Raw genomic sequence first — 17002 nt, forward strand, 5'->3', positions numbered from 1 at the left:
CGGGTGCGATTCGCGCCGATCGGCTATAGCGCCAGCTGCTCCCGCGCCGCCCGGTATTCGCGCTGGAGCCGCGCGATCAGCACCGCCGCCGGTTCGACCGCCTTGATGGCGCCGATGCCCTGGCCGCAGCCCCAGATGTCCTTCCAGGCCTTGGCATTGTTGGCGCCCTGGCCGGTGCCGAAGTTCATCCTGCTCGGGTCGCTCTCGGGCAGGTTGTCCGGGTCCATGCCGGCGTTGCGGATGCTGCCCTTCAGGTAGTTGCCGTGGATGCCGGTGTAGAAGTTGCTGTAGACGATGTCGTCGGAATCGCAGTCCACGATCATCTGCTTGTAGCCCTCCACCGCCCTCGCCTCCTCGGTGGCGATGAAGGCCGAGCCGATGTAGGCGAAGTCGGCTCCCATGGCCTGCGCGGCCAGGATGGCGCCGCCCGAGGCGATGGCGCCCGACAGCGCCACCGGGCCGTCGAACCACGCGCGGATCTCCTGCACCATGGCGAACGGGCTCTTCACGCTGGCGTGGCCGCCAGCGCCGGCGGCCACCGGGATCAGGCCGTCGGCGCCCTTCTCGATGGCCTTGTGCGCGAACACGTTGTTGATGACGTCGTGCAGCACCACGCCGCCCCAGCCGTGCACGGCCTGGTTCACGTCCTCGCGCGCGCCCAGGCTGGTGATGACGATGGGCACCTTGTACTTGGCGCAGAGCGCCATGTCGTGCTCCAGCCGGTCGTTGCTCCTGTGCACGATCTGGTTGATGGCGAACGGGGCGGCGGGGTTGTCAGGGTGCGCCTTGTCCCACGCGGCCAGCCCTTCGGTGATCTCGGCCAGCCATTCGTCGAGCTGCTCGGCCGGGCGGGCGTTGAGCGCCGGCATGGAGCCGACCACGCCCGCCGTGCACTGCGCGATCACCAGCTTGGGGTTGCTGATGATGAACAGCGGCGAGCCGATGACGGGGAACTTCAGTCGCTGGAGAACGGGGGGCAGTCGGGACATGGCGAACCTTGTTGAAGGATTTGAATGAAATCGGCCTCCAGCGCCCTTCAGCCAAGCGCCGGCAGCTATCAAAAACGTAGTTCTCTCAGAACGACTCCAGCGGCAGCGCCGTGACGCTGCCGGCGCCGTGCACGATGGCGTCGCGCACGCCCGGCGCGCGCGCGAGGATGTGCTCGGCGTAGAAGCGCGCGGTGGCGATCTTGGCCCGCATGAAGTCCGCGTCCTGGCCGGCGGCGAGCTGCCGCTCGGCCGCCAGCAGCGCGCGGCCCATCTGCCAGCCGGCCACCAGGTTGCCGGCCAGCAGCAGGTAGGGCACGCTGCCGGCGTAGGCGGCATTGGGATCGGCCTTGGCCTGCGCGGCGATGAAGTCCACCGCGTCGACGAAGGCCTGGCGCGCCGCGCCGAGTTGCCGGGCGACCACCTGCGCATCGGCGCTTGCGGCGGCCAGCTCTTTCTCGGTGGCTTCGATCTGCGCCGCGATAGCCTTGGCCGTCTGGCCGCCGTCGCGCGCCGTCTTGCGCCCCACCAGGTCGTTGGCCTGGATGGCGGTGGTGCCTTCGTAGATGGTCAGGATCTTGGCGTCGCGGTAGTACTGCGCGGCGCCGGTCTCCTCGATGAAGCCCATGCCGCCGTGCACCTGCACGCCCAGGCTGGTGACCTCCAGGCTCATCTCGGTGCTGTAGCCCTTGACCAGCGGCACCATGAATTCGTAGAAGGTCTGGTTCTGGCGCCGCACCTCGGCGTCGGGGTGGTGGTGCGCGGCGTCGTAGGCAGCGGCCGCGGCGCTGGCCATGGCGCGGCAGCCCTCGGTCAACGCGCGCATGGTCATCAGCATGCGGCGCACGTCGGGGTGGTGGATGATGGTGGCCGGGCCCCTCACGCTGCCGTCCACCGGGCGGCTCTGCACGCGGTCGCGGGCGTATTCCACGGCCTTCTGGTAGGCCCGGTCGGCGATGGCGATGCCTTGCACGCCCACGGCGTAGCGGGCGGCGTTCATCATGATGAACATGTATTCGAGGCCGCGGTTTTCCTCGCCGACCAGGTAGCCCACGGCGCCGGGTCCGGCGCCGTTCTTGCACATCGCCGCCGTGCCATCGCCGTATTGCAGCACCGCCGTGGGGCTGGCCTTGATGCCCATCTTGTGCTCGATGCTGACGCAGTACACGTCGTTGCGCTCGCCCAGCGCGCCGCCCTGCTCGACCAGGAACTTGGGCACCACGAACAGGCTGATGCCCTTCACGCCCTCGGGCGCACCCTGCACGCGCGCCAGCACCAGGTGGACGATGTTGTCCGCCATGTCGTGCTCGCCGTAGGTGATGAAGATCTTGGTGCCGAAGACTTTGTAGGTGCCGTCCGGCTGCGGCTCGGCGCGCGTGCGCACCGCGGCCAGGTCGCTGCCGGCCTGCGGCTCGGTCAGGTTCATGGTGCCGGTCCACTGGCCGGAGATCAGCTTCTCCAGGTAGGTCGCCTTCAACTCGTCGCTGGCGGCGGTGAGCAGCGCCTCGATGGCGCCGTCGGTCAGCAGCGGGCACAGCGCGAAGCTGAGGTTGGCGGCGTTGAGGATTTCGCCGCAGGCCGAGCCGATGGTCTTGGGCAGGCCCTGGCCGCCGAAATCCGCCGGGTGCTGCAAGCCCTGCCAGCCGCCCTCGGCGTATTGCTCGTAGGCTTCCTTGAACCCCGCGCTGGTGGTCACCGAGGTGCCCGAATGGCTGGACGGCGCCTTGTCGGCCTCGAAGTTGAGCGGCGCCACCACGCCTTCGTTGAAGCGGGCGCACTCCTCCAGCACGGCCTGCGCCGTCTCCAGGCCGGCGTCCTCGAAGCCGGGCAGGCGCGCGATCGCGTCGATGCGCGCGAGGTGCTCGATGTTGAACAGCATGTCCTTGACGGGGGCTCGGTAACTCATGGCATCTCCTGGTATCCAATGAAAACGGGGCACCGCGCGCGATGCCCCGTGGGTGTGGCGCGGCCCGGCTTACAGCGCCTTGACGAGTTCCGGCACGGCCGTGAACAGATCCGCTTCGAGGCCGTAGTCGGCCACGCTGAAAATCGGCGCCTCCGGATCCTTGTTGATCGCCACGATCACCTTGGAGTCCTTCATCCCCGCCAAGTGCTGAATCGCCCCCGAGATGCCCGCCGCGATGTACAGCTGCGGCGCCACGATCTTGCCCGTCTGCCCCACCTGCAGGTCGTTGGCCGCGTAGCCCGCGTCCACCGCCGCCCGGCTGGCCCCGATGGCCGCGCCCAGCTTGTCGGCCAGCGGGGTCATCACTTCGTCGAACTTCTCCTTGCTGCCCAGCGCTCGCCCACCGGAGACGATGATCTTGGCCGCCGTCAGTTCGGGCCGGTCGTTCTTGGCGATCTCGCTGCCCACGAAGCTGCTCTTGCCGCTGTCGGCCGTGGGGGCCGTGGTTTCCACTGCGGCCGATCCGCCGGTGGCCGCCGCGGCGTCGAAGCCGGTGGTGCGCACGGTGATGACCTTGGTGGCATCGCCGCTCTGCACGGTGGCGATGGCGTTGCCGGCGTAGATGGGCCGCTCGAAGGTGTCGGCGCCCACCACCTTGGTGATGTCGCTGATCTGCGCCACGTCCAGCTTGGCGGCCACGCGCGGGGCGACGTTCTTGCCGCCGGCGGTGGCGGGGAACAGGATGTGGCTGTAGTTGCCGGCCACGGCCAGCACCTGGGCGGCCACGTTCTCGGCCAGGCCGTGGGCGAAGGCTTCGCCGTCGGCGTGGATCACCTTGGCGACGCCGGCGATCTGGGCGGCGGCCTGGGCGGCGGGGCCGGCGTTCTGGCCGGCCACCAGCACGTGCACGTCGCCGCCGCAGGCAGCAGCCGCGGTGACGGTGTTGAGGGTGGCGCCCTTGATGCTGGCGTTGTCGTGTTCGGCGATGACGAGTGCGGTCATTTCTCTCTGGCTCCTCAGATCACTTTGGCTTCGTTCTTGAGCTTGTCGACCAGGGTGGCGATGTCGGGCACCTTGACGCCGGCGCCGCGCTTGGGCGGCTCGGACACCTTGAGGGTCTTCAGGCGGGGCTTGACGTCGACGCCGAGGTCTTCGGGCTTGACGGTCTCCAAAGGCTTTTTCTTGGCCTTCATGATGTTGGGCAGCGTGACGTAGCGCGGCTCGTTCAGGCGCAGGTCGGTGGTGACCACGGCGGGCAGGCTGATGGACAGGGTTTCCAGGCCGCCGTCGATCTCACGGGTGACTTTGGCTTTGCCGCCTTCGATTTCCACTTTGCTGGCGAAGGTGGCCTGGGGCAGATCGGCGAGAGCCGCCAGCATCTGGCCGGTCTGGTTGGCGTCGTCGTCGATGGCCTGCTTGCCTACGATCACCAGGCCGGGCTGCTCCTTGTCCACCAGGGCCTTGAGCAGCTTGGCGACGGCCAGGGGCTGCAGCTCTTCCGTGGTTTCCACCAGGATGCCGCGGTCGGCGCCGATGGCCATGGCGGTGCGCAGGGTCTCCTGGCTCTGCGCCACGCCGCAGGAAACGGCAACGACTTCGCTGACGACGCCTTTCTCCTTCAGGCGCACGGCCTCCTCGACGGCGATCTCGTCGAACGGGTTCATGCTCATCTTCACGTTCGCGATGTCCACTCCCGTGCCGTCCGATTTCACTCGGACCTTCACGTTGTAGTCCACCACGCGCTTGACCGCGACTAGGGCTTTCATGGGCTGGGTCTCCAGGGGGTTGTGATTCGATGCGGGCGCGGGCGCCACGTGCCGACGCATTCTAGGGGCCGGAATCGGCGCCGCAGAAAAGAACGATCGTTCTTTTCATTATAGGCAGCCGCTCAGCCGTCCGGCGGCGCCTGGGCGGCCGCGGCGTGCACCACGCGCTGCGGGTACGGGATGTCGATGCCGTGCGCCCGCAGTCTGCGCAGGACGGCCAGGTTGACCTGCGAGCGCGGCCCGCCCGCGCCGAGCCGCGCATCGGCCACCCAGAAACTCAGGGTGAACTCCAGCCCATCGGCGCCGAAGTTGGCGAGCAGCGCCGTCGGCGCCGGATCGCGCAGCACGCGCTCGCCCTCCAGCGCGGCCTCCAGCAGCAGGCGCTGCACCAGCTCGACGTCGCTGCCGTAGCCGACGGAAACGGTGGTGGACTGCTGGATGCGCGCATCGGTCGAGGCGAGGTTCTCCACCGTGCTGGTCATCAGCGTCTCGTTGGGCACGATGGCGTCCACCCCGGCGCCGGAGCGGATCACCGTGTAGCGCGCGCGGATGTCGGTGATGCGGCCCTCGAAGCCGGCCACGCGCACCGGGTCGCCGATGCGCACGCTGCGCTCGGCCAGCACCATGAAGCCGCTGACGTAGTTGGCGGCCAGCTTCTGCAGGCCCAGCCCGATGCCGACGCCGACGGCGCCGCTCAGCACCGACAGCGCCGTCAGGTCGATCCCCACCGCCGACAGCCCCAGCAGCAGGCCGATGAAGACCATGAACGCGCGCACCGCATTGGCGATCACCTTGCGCACCGACAGCACCGCACCGGAGGCCGACTTCAGCAGCCGCGCCTCGATCAGCGAGGACACCCACAGCGCCAGCAGCATCAGCGCGCCGGCGGTGAGCGCGCCCTCGATCAGCGTGCGCACCGACACCTGGGTGCTGCCCATCTTCCAGGTGATGCCGTCCAGGAACTCCAGCACCAGCGGCAGCACGCCGCCGACCCACAGCACCATCGCGGCCCAGGCCGCCCAGGAGATGGTGCGCTCCAGCACGCGCACGATGGCCAGGTTCGGGAAGGCCGCGCGCAGCACGGTGACGCCGCCGCGGATGGCCACCAGCGCCACCAGCACCGGCAGCGCCACGCGCATCACCGGCGCCGGCTGCCAGTGCAGGATGACGAAGCGCGCGACGCTGGCCAGCAGCAGCCACAGCAGCGGGAACAGGATGCCTTGCAGGCCGCGCTCGCCCAGCAGCACGCTCGGGCGATGATTGGCCTCGGGCGCGGGGTCGGCCTGCGCGCCGGCGCGCGCGCGGCGCAGCGCGTGCGTGATGCCCCAGGCCAGCAGGCCGCACAGCGCCAGCGCCAGCAGCTCGACCAGCACGCCCTGCTCGGTGATGGCGTCCCACCAGGCCTGCCAATCGTCGATGTAGAGCACCGCCGGTTCGGCGCCCTTCACCGCCGCCACGCCGGCTCCCGCTTGTCGATGAAGGCTTGCACGCCCTCCTGGGCCAAGTCCAGCATCATGTTGCAGGCCATCGCCTGGCCGGCCAGCTGGTAGGCCGCCTCGATGCCCAGCTCGCGCTGGCGGTAGAACACGTCCTTGCCGCTGGCGATGGCCTCGCGCGGCTTGGCCAGGATGGCGGCCACCAGCTCTTCCACCGCCCGGTCCAGCTCGGCCGCCGGCACCACGCGGTTGACCAGGCCGCGCGCGCGCGCCTCCTCGGCCGTGATGAAACCGCCCGTCAGCAGCATCTCCATCGCCTGCTTGGGCAGAACGTTGCGCACCAGCGGCACGCTGGGCGTAGCGCAGAACAGGCCGACGTCGATGCCGTTGACGCCGAAGCGCGCGCCCTCGGCCGCCACCGCCAGGTCGCACTGCGCCACCAGCTGGCAGCCCGCCGCCGTGGCCAGGCCCTGCACGCGGGCGATGACGGGCACCGGCAGGCGCAGCAGCGACAGCATCATGCGGCTGCACTGCGCGAACAGGCCCTGGTAGTAGTCGAGGCGCGGATTGGCCTTCATCTGCTTGAGGTCGTGGCCGGCGCAGAAGGCCCTGCCCTCGGCGGCAACGATGAGCACGCGCGCGCCCTGGTCGGCGGCCACGGCGTCGATCTGCCGCTGCAATTCGCCCAGCACCGCCTCGCTCAGCACGTTGAAGGCGCGCGGCTGGTTCAGCGTCAGCACGTGCACGCCGCGCGCGTCGCGCCGGTGCAGGACAAGGGGCTCGGGGGGTGCGGCGTCGGTCATGGTACTACTCTATTGATAGCTGCCAGCGCTTGACTGGCGGGCGCTGGAGGCCAATTTGACTTATAAAAACTACAAGTCCGCCAGCACCCGCACGTGCGCCTCCACGCTGCGCGCCAGCGCGTTCAGGTTGTAGCCGCCCTCCAGGCAGCTCACGATGCGGCCCTTGGCATAGCGCTCGGCGATGTGCTTGATGCGCTGGGTGATCCAGGCGTAGTCGGACTCGACCAGGCCGAGCTGGCCCATGTCGTCCTCGCGGTGGGCGTCGAAGCCGGCGCTGATCAGGATCAGCTCGGGCCGGTGCGCCTCCAGGCGGGGCATCCACATCATCTCGACCAGCTCGCGGATGTCCATGCCCTTGGTGTAGGCGGGCACCGGGCAGTTGACCAGGTTGGCGTCGTGCTTCTTGGCCCCGCCCTCGGGGTAGAACGGGTGCTGGTAGAAGCCCACCATCAGGATGCGCTCGTCGCCGGCCACGATGTCCTCGGTGCCGTTGCCGTGGTGCACGTCGAAATCGACGATGGCCACGCGCTCCAGGCCGTGGCGCTCGCAGGCGTACTTGGCGGCGATGGCGACGTTGCTGAAGAAGCAGAAGCCCATCGCCTGGTTGCGCGTGGCGTGGTGGCCGGGCGGGCGGGTGCAGCAGAAGGCGTTTTCCAGCTCGCCGGCCAGCACCGCGTCCACCGCGTCGATGGCGGCGCCGGCCGACAGCAGCGCGGCGCGGTAGGTGGCCTGGTTCATCGAGGTGTCCGGGTCCAGCGCGTAGTGGTCGGGGCCGCCGGCCTGGATTTCCTCGGTCAGGATGTCGCTCAGGCCGCGCAGCGCGGCCACGTGGCGGCGGCCGTGCGCCAGCAGCAGCTCGCCCATGGCGGCAGGGGTGGCCTCGCGGCGGTCCAGCGCGTCGCCCACGCCGGTGATCAGCAGCCGGTCTTCGATGGCGTCCAGCCGCTGTGGGCATTCAGGGTGCCCCGCACCCATGTCATGCTTGCGGCAATCGGGGTGTGTGAAATACCCGGTTCTACCCACGACAGTCTCCTCTTACGGCGATACGGCATTGAATATCCGTTACCTTCCTCGCATGGAAGTAACCAAGACCATCAATGCCGTCCTGAACCAGCTTAACACGGTGATGGCGGGCAAACCCGAACAGGTACGCGACGGCGTGACCTGCCTGCTGGCCGGCGGCCACCTGCTGATCGAGGACGTGCCCGGCGTGGGCAAGACCACGCTGGCGCACGCATTGGCGCGCACCTTCGGCTTGCAGTTCTCGCGCGTGCAGTTCACCGCCGACCTGATGCCGAGCGACCTCTCGGGCGTGTCGGTGTACGACCGCGGGCAGGAGAAGTTCGTCTTCCACCCCGGCCCGGTGTTCGCGCAGGTGCTGCTGGCCGACGAGATCAACCGCGCCAGCCCCAAGACGCAGAGCGCGCTGCTGGAGGCGATGGAGGAAAAGCAGGTCACGGTGGAAGGCGCCACGCGCCCGCTGCCCTGGCCGTTCTTCGTCATCGCCACGCAGAACCCGCACGACCAGCTGGGCACCTACGCGCTGCCGGAGTCGCAGCTCGACCGCTTCCTGATGCGCATCAGCCTGGGCTACCCCGAGCGCGCCGCCGAGCGCGAGTTGCTGGCCGGCCACGGCCGGCGCGACCTGGTGGCGACGCTGCCCGCCGTGCTGAACGCCACCGACCTGGCGGCGTTGCAGCAGGCCGTGGGCCAGGTGCACGTGGCGCCGCCGCTGCTGGACTACGTGCAGGACCTGATCGCGGCGACGCGCTCGGGCCGCTGGTTCCTGCAGGGGCTGTCGCCGCGCGCGGGCATCGCGCTGGTGCGGGCGGCGCGGGCTGCTGCCTTGGTCAGCGGGCGGGACTACGTGGCGCCGGACGACGTGCAGGCCATCCTGCCGCAGTGCGTGGCGCATCGGATGATCCCGGTCGGCGATGCCGGGCGGGGGGCGGTGGAGCAGGTGCGGGCGATGATCGATGTGGTGCCGCTGGCTTGAGTTTTTCGTACCCGACATGCCTGTAGCGCTTGACAGCAAAGCGGCGGCAGCTGCTTTTTTTCATGGTTTTCCGCCCTTGCCCGATCCTGCGGCGGAGGCCGGGCGCGCACCCCGGCCTGTAGCGGCATGACCCCCAGACCGCATACGCCCATCTGCATCGCCGGCCCCACCGCCAGCGGCAAGAGCGCCCTGGCGCTGGCCCTGGCCGCGCACCTGCCGGTCGAGATCGTCAGCGTCGATTCCGCCCTGGTCTACCGTGGCATGGACGTGGGCACCGCCAAGCCCACGCCCGCCGAGCGCGCCGCCGTGCCGCACCACCTGATCGACATCCGCGACCCGCGCGAAGCCTACAGCGCGGCCGACTTCGCGCGCGACGCCACGCGGCTCATCGGCGAGATCCAGCGCCGTGGCCGCCACCCGGTGCTGGTGGGCGGCACCATGCTGTATTTCAAGGCGCTGCGGGAGGGCCTGGACGAATTGCCCCCCGCCGACCCCGCCGTGCGCCGCCAGCTCGACGAGCGCGCGCGCCAGCTCGGCTGGCCGGCCCTGCACGCCGAGCTGGCGCGCGTGGACCCGGCCACCGCCGCCCGCCTGCCGCCCGGCGACAGCCAGCGCATCCAGCGCGCGCTGGAGGTGTGGCAGACCACGGGACAGCCGATGTCGCACTTCCACACTACAAAAAAAAGAGCTGCCGGCGCTTTCCAGACGGGCGCTGGAGCCCTTTTTTCCTTGGAACCCCTGGACCGCGCCTGGCTGCACGAGCGCATCGCCCGGCGCTTCGACGCCATGCTGGCCGGCGGCCTGCTGGACGAGGTGGCCGCGCTGCGCGCGCGCGGCGACCTGTCGCCGGATCTGCCCTCGATGCGCTGCGTCGGCTACCGGCAGGCGTGGCAGGCGCTGGACGCCGGCTGGCCCCTGCCTGAGCTGCGCGCGCGCGGCATCGCCGCCACGCGCCAGCTGGCCAAGCGCCAGCTCACCTGGCTGCGCGGCATGCCGGGGCGCCAGGCGCTGGCGGCGGATGCCCCCGGCGCGCCGGAACAGGCGCTGGGCGCGCTCCTGTCCGCCATCCGGTCCTGAGCGCCAGCGCACACACGCGAACACTTTGCAACCCGTGCTTTCCATCGCGCGCGCCGAAGCGCCTCCAAAAACGAGTTAAATCCGCCCTGGCCAAGATACAACCACGAGGAGCGGCCGGGCGCCCCCCGGCCGGAGGAGCGTATGGAAACACTTGAACTCGACGTCCCCCCACCTGCCCTGGTGGAGGAAGCCGCCCCCGCGCCGCGCGGCCCGCTGGCCGCAGGCGCACTGCTGTCCACCGCCGCCTTGGCCGCCTGTGGCGGCGGCAGCGGCGATGGCGCCACGTCCGGCACCTCGGGCGCGGGCAGCGACACGGCACCCGACCCGACCGCCGGCAACATCACCCCCGCGCAGGCCGCCCGCTTCCTGCAGCAGGCCCAGTTTTCCTCCAGCGAGGCCGAGATCGCCGCCGTGCAGTCCCAGGGCTACACGCGCTGGCTGGACGAGCAGATGAGCGCGTCCAGCCACACCAGCGGCTGGGACTGGCTCGTCGCGCACGGCTACCAGCAGGTCAGCATCCGCTTCAACAGCGGCTACGCCGACCACATGATGTGGAACCAGCTGATCGCCGCCAAGGACGCGGTGCGCAAGCGCGTGGCGCTGGCCTGGTCGGAGATCATGGTCGCTTCCACCAGCGGCATCGACGGCTACTGGCCCTCGTTCGCCATGGCGGCCTACTGGGACCTGCTCAACCACCACGCCTTCGGCAACTACCGCGAGCTGCTGGAGGCCGTCACCCTGAACCCGGCCATGGGCGCCTACCTGAACACGCTGGGCAACAAGAAGGCCAACGCCGCCGGCCGCGTGCCGGACGAGAACTACGCCCGCGAGGTGATGCAGCTGTTCACCATCGGCCTGCACGAACTCAACGCCGATGGCACGCTGCGCGGCGGCACGGCGCGCGAGACCTACGGCCCCGACGACGTGAGCAGCCTGGCCTGCGTCTTCACCGGCTACACGCTGGATGCCGCCAGCCGCGAGCAGGAGACCAACCCGGCGCCGTTGCGCCGGCCCATGAAGCTCGACCCCACCCTGCACGCGGGCGACGCCGTCACCGTGCTCGGCCAGAGCATCCCCGCCGGGGACGGCGCGGCGCGGCTGCAGCGGGCGCTGGACATCCTGTTCAACCACGCCAACGTCGGCCCCTTCATCGGGCGCCAGCTCATCCAGCGGCTGGTCTCCAGCCACCCCAGCGCCGCCTACGTGGGCCGGGTGGCCGCCGCCTTCAACGACAACGGCGCCGGTGTGCGCGGCGATCTGCGCGCCGTCACCAAGGCCGTGCTGCTCGACCCCGAGGCGCGCCAGGACCCGGCGCAGAACGGCCCGGCCTGGGGCAAGCTGCGCGAGCCCATGATCCGCTTCGTCCAGTGGGCGCGCACCTTCGGCGCCACCTCCAGCGACGGCGAATGGATCCTGTGGAACCTGTCCGACCCGTCCACCTCGCTCGGCCAGAGCCCGCTGCGCAGCCCCTCGGTGTTCAACTTCTTCCGCCCCGGCTACATCCCGCCGGGCACCGCGCTGGCCGAGCGCAAGCAGCCGGCGCCTGAATTCCAGATCACCAACGAGAACTCGGTGGCCGGCTACCTGAACTTCATGCAGAACACCATCGCCTGGGGCGCCTGGGGCAGCAGCACCAGCAAGATCTGGGTCGAGAGCTACACGCGCGAGATGGCGCTGGTGGCCGACTCGGCCGCGCTGGTCGACCGGGTCAACCTGCTGCTGGCGGCCGGGCGGCTGTCGGCCGCCACGGTGGCGACCATCCGCAGCGCCATCGACACCATCAACCCGACCAGCGACTGGGCGCGCAAGCAGCGCGTGTGGTCGGCCATCATGCTGACGATGGCCTGCCCCGAATACCTGGTGCAGCAGTGAAAGGCGCCGCCATGACCTCTCTCGACGCTTCCTCCCGCCGCGCCTTCCTGCGCCGCCTGGGCCACCTGGGCATCGCGGGCACCGCCGCGCCCTGGGCCCTGAACCTGGCCGCCATCGGCGAGGCGGCGGCGTTCAGCGCCGACGGCTACAAGGCGCTGGTCTGCGTCTTCCTCTACGGCGGCAACGACAACGGCAACACCCTGATCCCCTATGACGACGCCGGCTACGCCGAATACGCCAGGGTGCGCGACGCGCTGGCGCTCTCGCGGGCCTCGCTGGGCGCCACGGCCCTCGCCGGCAGCGGCCTGCCCGCCGGGCGCCAGTACGCGCTGGCGCCGCAGCTCGCGCCGCTCAAGCCCCTGTTCGACAACGGCCGGCTGGCGCTGCAGCTGAACGTCGGGCCGCTGCAGCAGCCGACCACGCTGGCGGAGTACCAGGCGCGCTCGGTGCCGCTGCCGCCCAAGCTGTTCTCGCACAACGACCAGCAGTCGGTCTGGCAGAGCTCGGCCGCCGAGGGCTCGGTCCGCGGCTGGGGCGGCCGGCTGGGCGACCTGGCGCTGTCGAGCAACGGCGGGCAGTCGCTGTTCACCTGCATGTCGGTCACCGGCAACGCGGTGTTCCTGTCGGGCGACCAGGCGCTGGCCTACCAGATCGGCACCGGCGGCGCCGTGGCCATCCAGGGCGTGGCCAGCAGCAGCGGCATGTACGGCGCCGCGGCCTGCCGCGAAGCGCTGCGCACGCTGATCACCCAGGGCCGCGACCATCTGCTGGAGAACGAACTCAACCGCATCACCAGCCGCTCGCTCGACTCGCACGCCGCGCTGGCCGGCGCGCTGGCCGGCAGCGCGGGCCAGTTCGATGCCGCGCTGCCCGACGCGGTCGGCGACCGCGCGCGCACGCTCAACCAGCAGCTCAAGATGGTGGCGCGCCTGATCGCCGCGCGCGGCCAGCTGGGCCTCAAGCGCCAGGTGTTCCTGGTGTCGCTGGGCGGCTTCGACACGCACGACAACCTGCTCGCCCGCCACCCCGTCCTGCTGACCGATCTGGGCGCGGCGCTGGCCGGCTTCCAGCAGGCCATCGACACGCTGGGCGTGGGCGCGCAGGTGACCACCTTCACCGCCTCCGACTTCGGGCGCACGATGACCTCCAACGGTGGCGGCTCCGACCACGGCTGGGGCAGCCACCACCTGGTGCTGGGCGGCGCGGTGCGCGGCGGCGCGTACTACGGCCAGGCGCCCGAGGCGCTGCTGGGCGGGCCCGAGGACGTGGGCCAGGGCCGCCTGCTGCCCGGCACGGCCGTCGACCAGTACGCCGCCACGCTGGCGCGCTGGTTCGGCGTGAGCGAGGGCGAGATGGCGCTGGTGGCGCCCAACATCGGCAACTTCGGCGAGCGCAGCCTGGGCTTTCTCGGCTGAGGCGCACCGCGCCGACCTTCAGGCCCGCGCCAGTCGTGGGAAAATGCGCGCCTCGCCCGCCGCCATCGCGCGCCGCGCCTTTCCGCTCTTCGCACAATCCATGTCGTCCTCCCTGCACCCCATGCTCAACGTGGCCATCCGGGCCGCGCGCGCCGCTGGCGCCATCATCAACCGCGCCGCGCTCGACGTCGAGGCCGTGCGCATCTCGCAGAAGCAGGTCAACGACTTCGTCACCGAAGTCGACCACGCCAGCGAAGAAGCCGTCATCGACACCCTGCTGACGGCCTACCCCGGCCACGGCATCCACGCCGAGGAATCGGGCCGCGCGCGCGGCAACCCCGGCGCCGACCACGTGTGGATCATCGACCCGCTGGACGGCACCACCAACTTCATCCACGGCTTTCCGGTCTACTGCGTCAGCATCGCGCTGGCCGTCAAGGGCCGCGTCGAGCAGGCCGTCGTCTACGACCCCACGCGCAACGACCTGTTCACCGCCACGCGCGGGCGCGGCGCGTTCCTGAACGAGCGCCGCATCCGCGTCAGCAAGCGCACGCGCCTGCCCGAGTCGCTGGTCTCCACCGGCTTTCCCTTCCGCAAGGGCGACGACTTCCCCACCTACCTGAAGATGATGGGCGACGTCATGCAGCGCACCGCCGGCCTGCGCCGCCCCGGCGCCGCCGCGCTGGACCTGGCCTACGTCGCCGCCGGCTTCACCGACGGCTTCTTCGAGACCGGCCTCAAGCCCTGGGACGTGGCCGCCGGCTCGCTGCTGGTCACCGAGGCCGGCGGCCTGATGGGCAACTTCACCGGCGAGACCGGCGACCTGCTGGAGCAGGGCGAATGCCTGGCCGCCAACCCGCGCGTCTACGCGCAGCTGGTGCAGGTGCTGCGCAAGTACTCCCGCTTCGATAGCGCCCCGCGCACGCCCGGCGAGCGCCGCGAGCCGATTTCACTCAAGAAGACGGATGAGTCCCACGACGCCGCCTGAGGCCGCGGGCGAGTCGTCCGGCGCGCCGATCGGTGAGCAGGTGGCCCACCCGCGCGCCATCCGCAGCTTCGTCACCCGCGCCGGCCGAACCACCACCGGCCAGACCCGCGCGCTGGCGGAGCTGGGGCCGCACTTCATCCTGCCCTACGACATCGCCACTACCGATTTGGTAGCTGCCAGCGCAGGCCCGGCGGGCGCTGGCGGCCAAAAATATTCAAAAACCGTGCTGGAGATCGGCTTCGGCATGGGCCAGGCCACCGCGCACATCGCCGCGCTGATGCCGGACACGCTGTTCATCGGCTGCGAGGTGCACGAGCCCGGCGTCGGCGCGCTGCTCAAGCTGGTGGGCGAGCAGCACCTCGCCAACGTCCGCATCGTGCAGCACGACGCCGTGGAGGTGCTGACGCACATGGTCGCGCCCGCCACGCTGCACGGCGTGCACGTGTTCTTCCCCGACCCCTGGCACAAGAAGCGCCACCACAAGCGCCGCCTGATCCAGCCGCCCTTCGCGCGCCTGCTGGCCGAGCGCATCGCCCCCGGCGGCTATCTGCACTGCGCCACCGACTGGCAGCCCTACGCCGAGCAGATGCTGCAAGTGCTCGGCGCGGAGCCCCTGCTGGCCAACACGGCAGACGGCTACGCGCCCCGCCCCGCCTACCGGCCCGAGACCAAGTTCGAGCGCCGCGGCCTGCGCCTGGGCCACGGCGTGTGGGATCTGGTGTTCCGGCGCATCGGCGCCTGACTATGCTTCTGATAGCTGCCAGCGCTTGATGGACGGGCGCTGGAGCCCGATTTGATTCATAACCCATGAGCCGCCCCAGCCGCCCCGCCCTGCCCCCGCGCGACGGCGTGGGCGCCAGCTGCGTGGCCGTGCCCTCGGCCGGCTGGGCGACGGTGCTGGACTTCCTGGCCGACCGCCTGCCCGCCCTCACGCGCGCCGATTGGCAGGCGCGCCTGGACGCCGGCGCGGTGCTGGACGAAGCCGGCCATCCGCTCGCCGCCCACGCACCCTGCCGCCCCGGCCAACGCCTGTTCTACTACCGCGGCTGGGCCGGCGAGCCGCCCGCGCACGAGGCCGAACACATCGTCTTCCAGGACGACTGGCTGGTGGTCGCCGACAAGCCGCACTTCATGCCCGTCACCCCCGGCGGGCGCTTCGTGCAGCGCAGCCTGCTGGTGCGGCTGCGGCGCCGGCTGGGCCTGGCCGCGCTCAGCCCGCTGCACCGCATCGACCGCGAGACCGCCGGCCTGGTCGCCTTCGCCGTGCAGCCGCACACGCGCGATGCCTACCAGGCGCTGTTCCGCGCGCGCCGCGTGCACAAGCTGTACGAGGCCGTGGCGCCGCACGCGCCCGCGCTCGAACTGCCGCGCACCCACCGCAGCCGGCTGGCGCCCGACCCCGAGCGCTTCTTCGTCTCGCGCGAGGTGCCCGGCGCGCCCAACAGCGAGACACACGTCGAGCGCGCCGCCGTGCTCGGCGCCCACGCCCTGTACCGCCTGCGCCCCGTCAGCGGCCAGCGCCACCAGCTGCGCCTGCACATGCACGCGCTCGGCATCCCGATCCTGGGCGACGCCTTCTACCCGCGCGTGCTGCGCCCCGCCGGCGCGGACGACGACGCGGCGCGGCCGCTGCAACTGCTGGCGCGCGCGCTGGCGTTCGACGACCCCGTCACCGGCCAGCCGCGCCGCTTCGAATCGGCCCGCACCCTGGCCGCCCTGGCCGGGTGGTAAAACCTCCGCCGCCATGCACGAAGCCGCCCTGCCCCCCGACCTGCGCGTGTTCGTGCGCGGCTGGCTGTCGTCCAACAACCTGCTGTGCCTGGGCGAGCAGCCGGCGCTGATCGACACCGGCCACGTCAAGCACGCGGGTGAAACCACGCGCCTCGTGGCCAACGCGCTGCAAGGCCGCCGGCTGGCCGCCGTCGCCCACACCCACCTGCACAGCGACCACTGCGGCGGCACGGCCGCATTGCAAGCCGCCTGGCCCGGCGTGCCGACCTGGGTGCCCGAGCCCACCCTGCCCCACGTGCAGGCGTGGGACGAGGACCAGCTCACCTTCGGCGACACCGCGCAGCGCTGCGCGCGCTTCACCGCCGGGCACGCGCTGGCGCCCGGGCAGCGCGTGCGGCTGGGCCAGCGCGACTGGGAAGTCCACGCCGCGCCCGGCCACGACGCGCTGGCCGTGCTGCTGTTCCAGCCCGACAGCGGCGTGCTGATGGCTGGCGACGCGCTGTGGGAGCACGGCGTGGGCGTGATCTTTCCGCACATCGACGGCTCGGGCGGCTTCGAGCCCTTCGTGGACACGCTGGCGCTGATCGAGCGGCTGGCGCCGGCCGTCGTCGTACCCGGCCACGGCGCGCCGTTCGCGCGCGAAGGCGGCGGCATCGACGCCGCGCTGGCGCGCGCCCGCCAGCGCATCGCCTACTTCGCCGACCACCCCGCGCAGCACGCGCTGTACGCCGCCAAGGTGCTCATCAAGTACCAGCTGCTCGACGCCGAGCGCATGCCGCGCCCCGCCTTCCGCGCCTGGCTGGACGCCGCCCCCTCGCTGCGCCTGCTGCACCGCCAGCACCGCCCCGACCTGGCGTGGGACGACTGGCTGGACGCGGTGCTGGCGCCGCTGTTCGACAAGGGCGCGCTGCGCATCGACGCCACGCACGTGCACGACGGCGACTGAAGCCCGCCCATCCGCTGGATTGCTATGTTAACGATAGCTTCCAGCGCTTGATGGACGGGCGCTGGAGCCCGATTTCATTC

General features: G+C 71.0%; 15 protein-coding genes. 8 read left to right on the top strand and 7 right to left on the bottom strand.

Annotated features, from left to right (window positions below; genetic code table 11):
- Positions 1-23: 23 nt before the first annotated feature.
- The 7 genes from QM772_RS03065 to QM772_RS03095 all read right to left on the bottom strand — a co-directional run bounded on the left by QM772_RS03065 (position 24) and on the right by QM772_RS03095 (position 7920).
- Positions 24-989, bottom strand: a complete 966-nt coding sequence (locus tag QM772_RS03065) for an NAD(P)H-dependent flavin oxidoreductase (RefSeq protein WP_415133991.1) — start codon at positions 987-989, stop codon at positions 24-26.
- 85 nt (positions 990-1074) lie between these two features.
- Entirely contained in the window at positions 1075-2892 is a 1818-nt protein-coding gene (locus QM772_RS03070) for an acyl-CoA dehydrogenase (protein WP_415133992.1), read from the bottom strand.
- A gap of 69 nt (positions 2893-2961) precedes the next feature.
- Positions 2962-3894 (bottom strand): electron transfer flavoprotein subunit alpha/FixB family protein, encoded by a 933-nt coding sequence (locus QM772_RS03075; RefSeq protein ID WP_415133993.1) that lies wholly within the window; start codon positions 3892-3894, stop codon positions 2962-2964.
- 14 nt (positions 3895-3908) lie between these two features.
- On the bottom strand, positions 3909-4658 hold the full coding sequence (locus tag QM772_RS03080; protein WP_415133994.1) for an electron transfer flavoprotein subunit beta/FixA family protein: 750 nt from the start codon (positions 4656-4658) through the stop codon (positions 3909-3911).
- Between the two features lie 122 nt (positions 4659-4780).
- Entirely contained in the window at positions 4781-6115 is a 1335-nt protein-coding gene (locus tag QM772_RS03085) for a mechanosensitive ion channel family protein (protein WP_415133995.1), read from the bottom strand.
- Complete coding sequence (locus QM772_RS03090; RefSeq protein WP_415133996.1) at positions 6103-6897, bottom strand: enoyl-CoA hydratase; 795 nt, start codon at positions 6895-6897, stop codon at positions 6103-6105. The genes QM772_RS03085 and QM772_RS03090 overlap by 13 nt, the downstream gene beginning before the upstream one ends.
- Before the next feature lie 69 nt (positions 6898-6966).
- Positions 6967-7920, bottom strand: coding sequence for a histone deacetylase family protein (locus tag QM772_RS03095; protein ID WP_415133997.1), 954 nt, complete (start codon positions 7918-7920; stop codon positions 6967-6969).
- 52 nt (positions 7921-7972) lie between these two features.
- On the opposite strand from QM772_RS03095, the gene QM772_RS03100 reads away from it, so the two are divergent.
- The 8 genes from QM772_RS03100 (at position 7973) to QM772_RS03135 (ending at position 16922) form a co-directional block, all read left to right on the top strand.
- Positions 7973-8893: an AAA family ATPase gene (locus tag QM772_RS03100; protein WP_415133998.1), complete on the top strand. Its 921-nt coding sequence runs from the start codon at positions 7973-7975 to the stop codon at positions 8891-8893.
- 126 nt (positions 8894-9019) lie between these two features.
- Entirely contained in the window at positions 9020-9970 is a 951-nt protein-coding gene (gene miaA / locus QM772_RS03105) for a tRNA (adenosine(37)-N6)-dimethylallyltransferase MiaA (protein WP_415133999.1), read from the top strand.
- A 141-nt stretch (positions 9971-10111) separates the two neighbouring features.
- Positions 10112-11842 (top strand): DUF1800 domain-containing protein, encoded by a 1731-nt coding sequence (locus tag QM772_RS03110; protein ID WP_415134000.1) that lies wholly within the window; start codon positions 10112-10114, stop codon positions 11840-11842.
- A gap of 11 nt (positions 11843-11853) precedes the next feature.
- The gene (locus QM772_RS03115; protein WP_415134001.1) at positions 11854-13257 is read left to right on the top strand and encodes a DUF1501 domain-containing protein; all 1404 of its coding nucleotides are present in this window, start codon (positions 11854-11856) and stop codon (positions 13255-13257) included.
- A 100-nt stretch (positions 13258-13357) separates the two neighbouring features.
- Positions 13358-14245: an inositol monophosphatase family protein gene (locus QM772_RS03120; protein ID WP_415134002.1), complete on the top strand. Its 888-nt coding sequence runs from the start codon at positions 13358-13360 to the stop codon at positions 14243-14245.
- On the top strand, positions 14223-14987 hold the full coding sequence (gene trmB, locus QM772_RS03125) for a tRNA (guanosine(46)-N7)-methyltransferase TrmB (protein WP_415134003.1): 765 nt from the start codon (positions 14223-14225) through the stop codon (positions 14985-14987). Before QM772_RS03120 ends, trmB begins: the two co-directional genes overlap by 23 nt.
- A gap of 65 nt (positions 14988-15052) precedes the next feature.
- Entirely contained in the window at positions 15053-15976 is a 924-nt protein-coding gene (locus tag QM772_RS03130) for a pseudouridine synthase (protein WP_415134004.1), read from the top strand.
- Positions 15977-15989: 13 nt separating this feature from the next.
- Positions 15990-16922 carry an MBL fold metallo-hydrolase gene (locus QM772_RS03135; RefSeq protein ID WP_415134005.1) on the top strand — a complete coding sequence of 311 codons (933 nt, stop codon included), beginning with the start codon at positions 15990-15992 and terminating at the stop codon, positions 16920-16922.
- Positions 16923-17002: the final 80 nt, after the last annotated feature.

The sequence above is a fragment of the Ottowia sp. genome (genome assembly GCF_047601385.1).
GTDB lineage: Bacteria > Pseudomonadota > Gammaproteobacteria > Burkholderiales > Burkholderiaceae_C > Ottowia.

What these genes read in the sequence shown, in the direction of transcription:
- QM772_RS03110 (WP_415134000.1), top strand. Translation starts at nt 10,112, where the DNA reads ATGGAAACACTTGAACTCGACGTCCCCCCACCTGCCCTGGTGGAGGAA.
- QM772_RS03115 (WP_415134001.1), top strand. Translation starts at nt 11,854, where the DNA reads ATGACCTCTCTCGACGCTTCCTCCCGCCGCGCCTTCCTGCGCCGCCTG.
- QM772_RS03065 (WP_415133991.1), bottom strand. Translation starts at nt 989, where the DNA reads ATGTCCCGACTGCCCCCCGTTCTCCAGCGACTGAAGTTCCCCGTCATC.
- QM772_RS03070 (WP_415133992.1), bottom strand. Translation starts at nt 2,892, where the DNA reads ATGAGTTACCGAGCCCCCGTCAAGGACATGCTGTTCAACATCGAGCAC.
- QM772_RS03135 (WP_415134005.1), top strand. Translation starts at nt 15,990, where the DNA reads ATGCACGAAGCCGCCCTGCCCCCCGACCTGCGCGTGTTCGTGCGCGGC.
- QM772_RS03120 (WP_415134002.1), top strand. Translation starts at nt 13,358, where the DNA reads ATGTCGTCCTCCCTGCACCCCATGCTCAACGTGGCCATCCGGGCCGCG.
- trmB (WP_415134003.1), top strand. Translation starts at nt 14,223, where the DNA reads ATGAGTCCCACGACGCCGCCTGAGGCCGCGGGCGAGTCGTCCGGCGCG.
- QM772_RS03080 (WP_415133994.1), bottom strand. Translation starts at nt 4,658, where the DNA reads ATGAAAGCCCTAGTCGCGGTCAAGCGCGTGGTGGACTACAACGTGAAG.
- miaA (WP_415133999.1), top strand. Translation starts at nt 9,020, where the DNA reads ATGACCCCCAGACCGCATACGCCCATCTGCATCGCCGGCCCCACCGCC.
- QM772_RS03130 (WP_415134004.1), top strand. Translation starts at nt 15,053, where the DNA reads ATGAGCCGCCCCAGCCGCCCCGCCCTGCCCCCGCGCGACGGCGTGGGC.
- QM772_RS03075 (WP_415133993.1), bottom strand. Translation starts at nt 3,894, where the DNA reads ATGACCGCACTCGTCATCGCCGAACACGACAACGCCAGCATCAAGGGC.
- QM772_RS03100 (WP_415133998.1), top strand. Translation starts at nt 7,973, where the DNA reads ATGGAAGTAACCAAGACCATCAATGCCGTCCTGAACCAGCTTAACACG.
- QM772_RS03090 (WP_415133996.1), bottom strand. Translation starts at nt 6,897, where the DNA reads ATGACCGACGCCGCACCCCCCGAGCCCCTTGTCCTGCACCGGCGCGAC.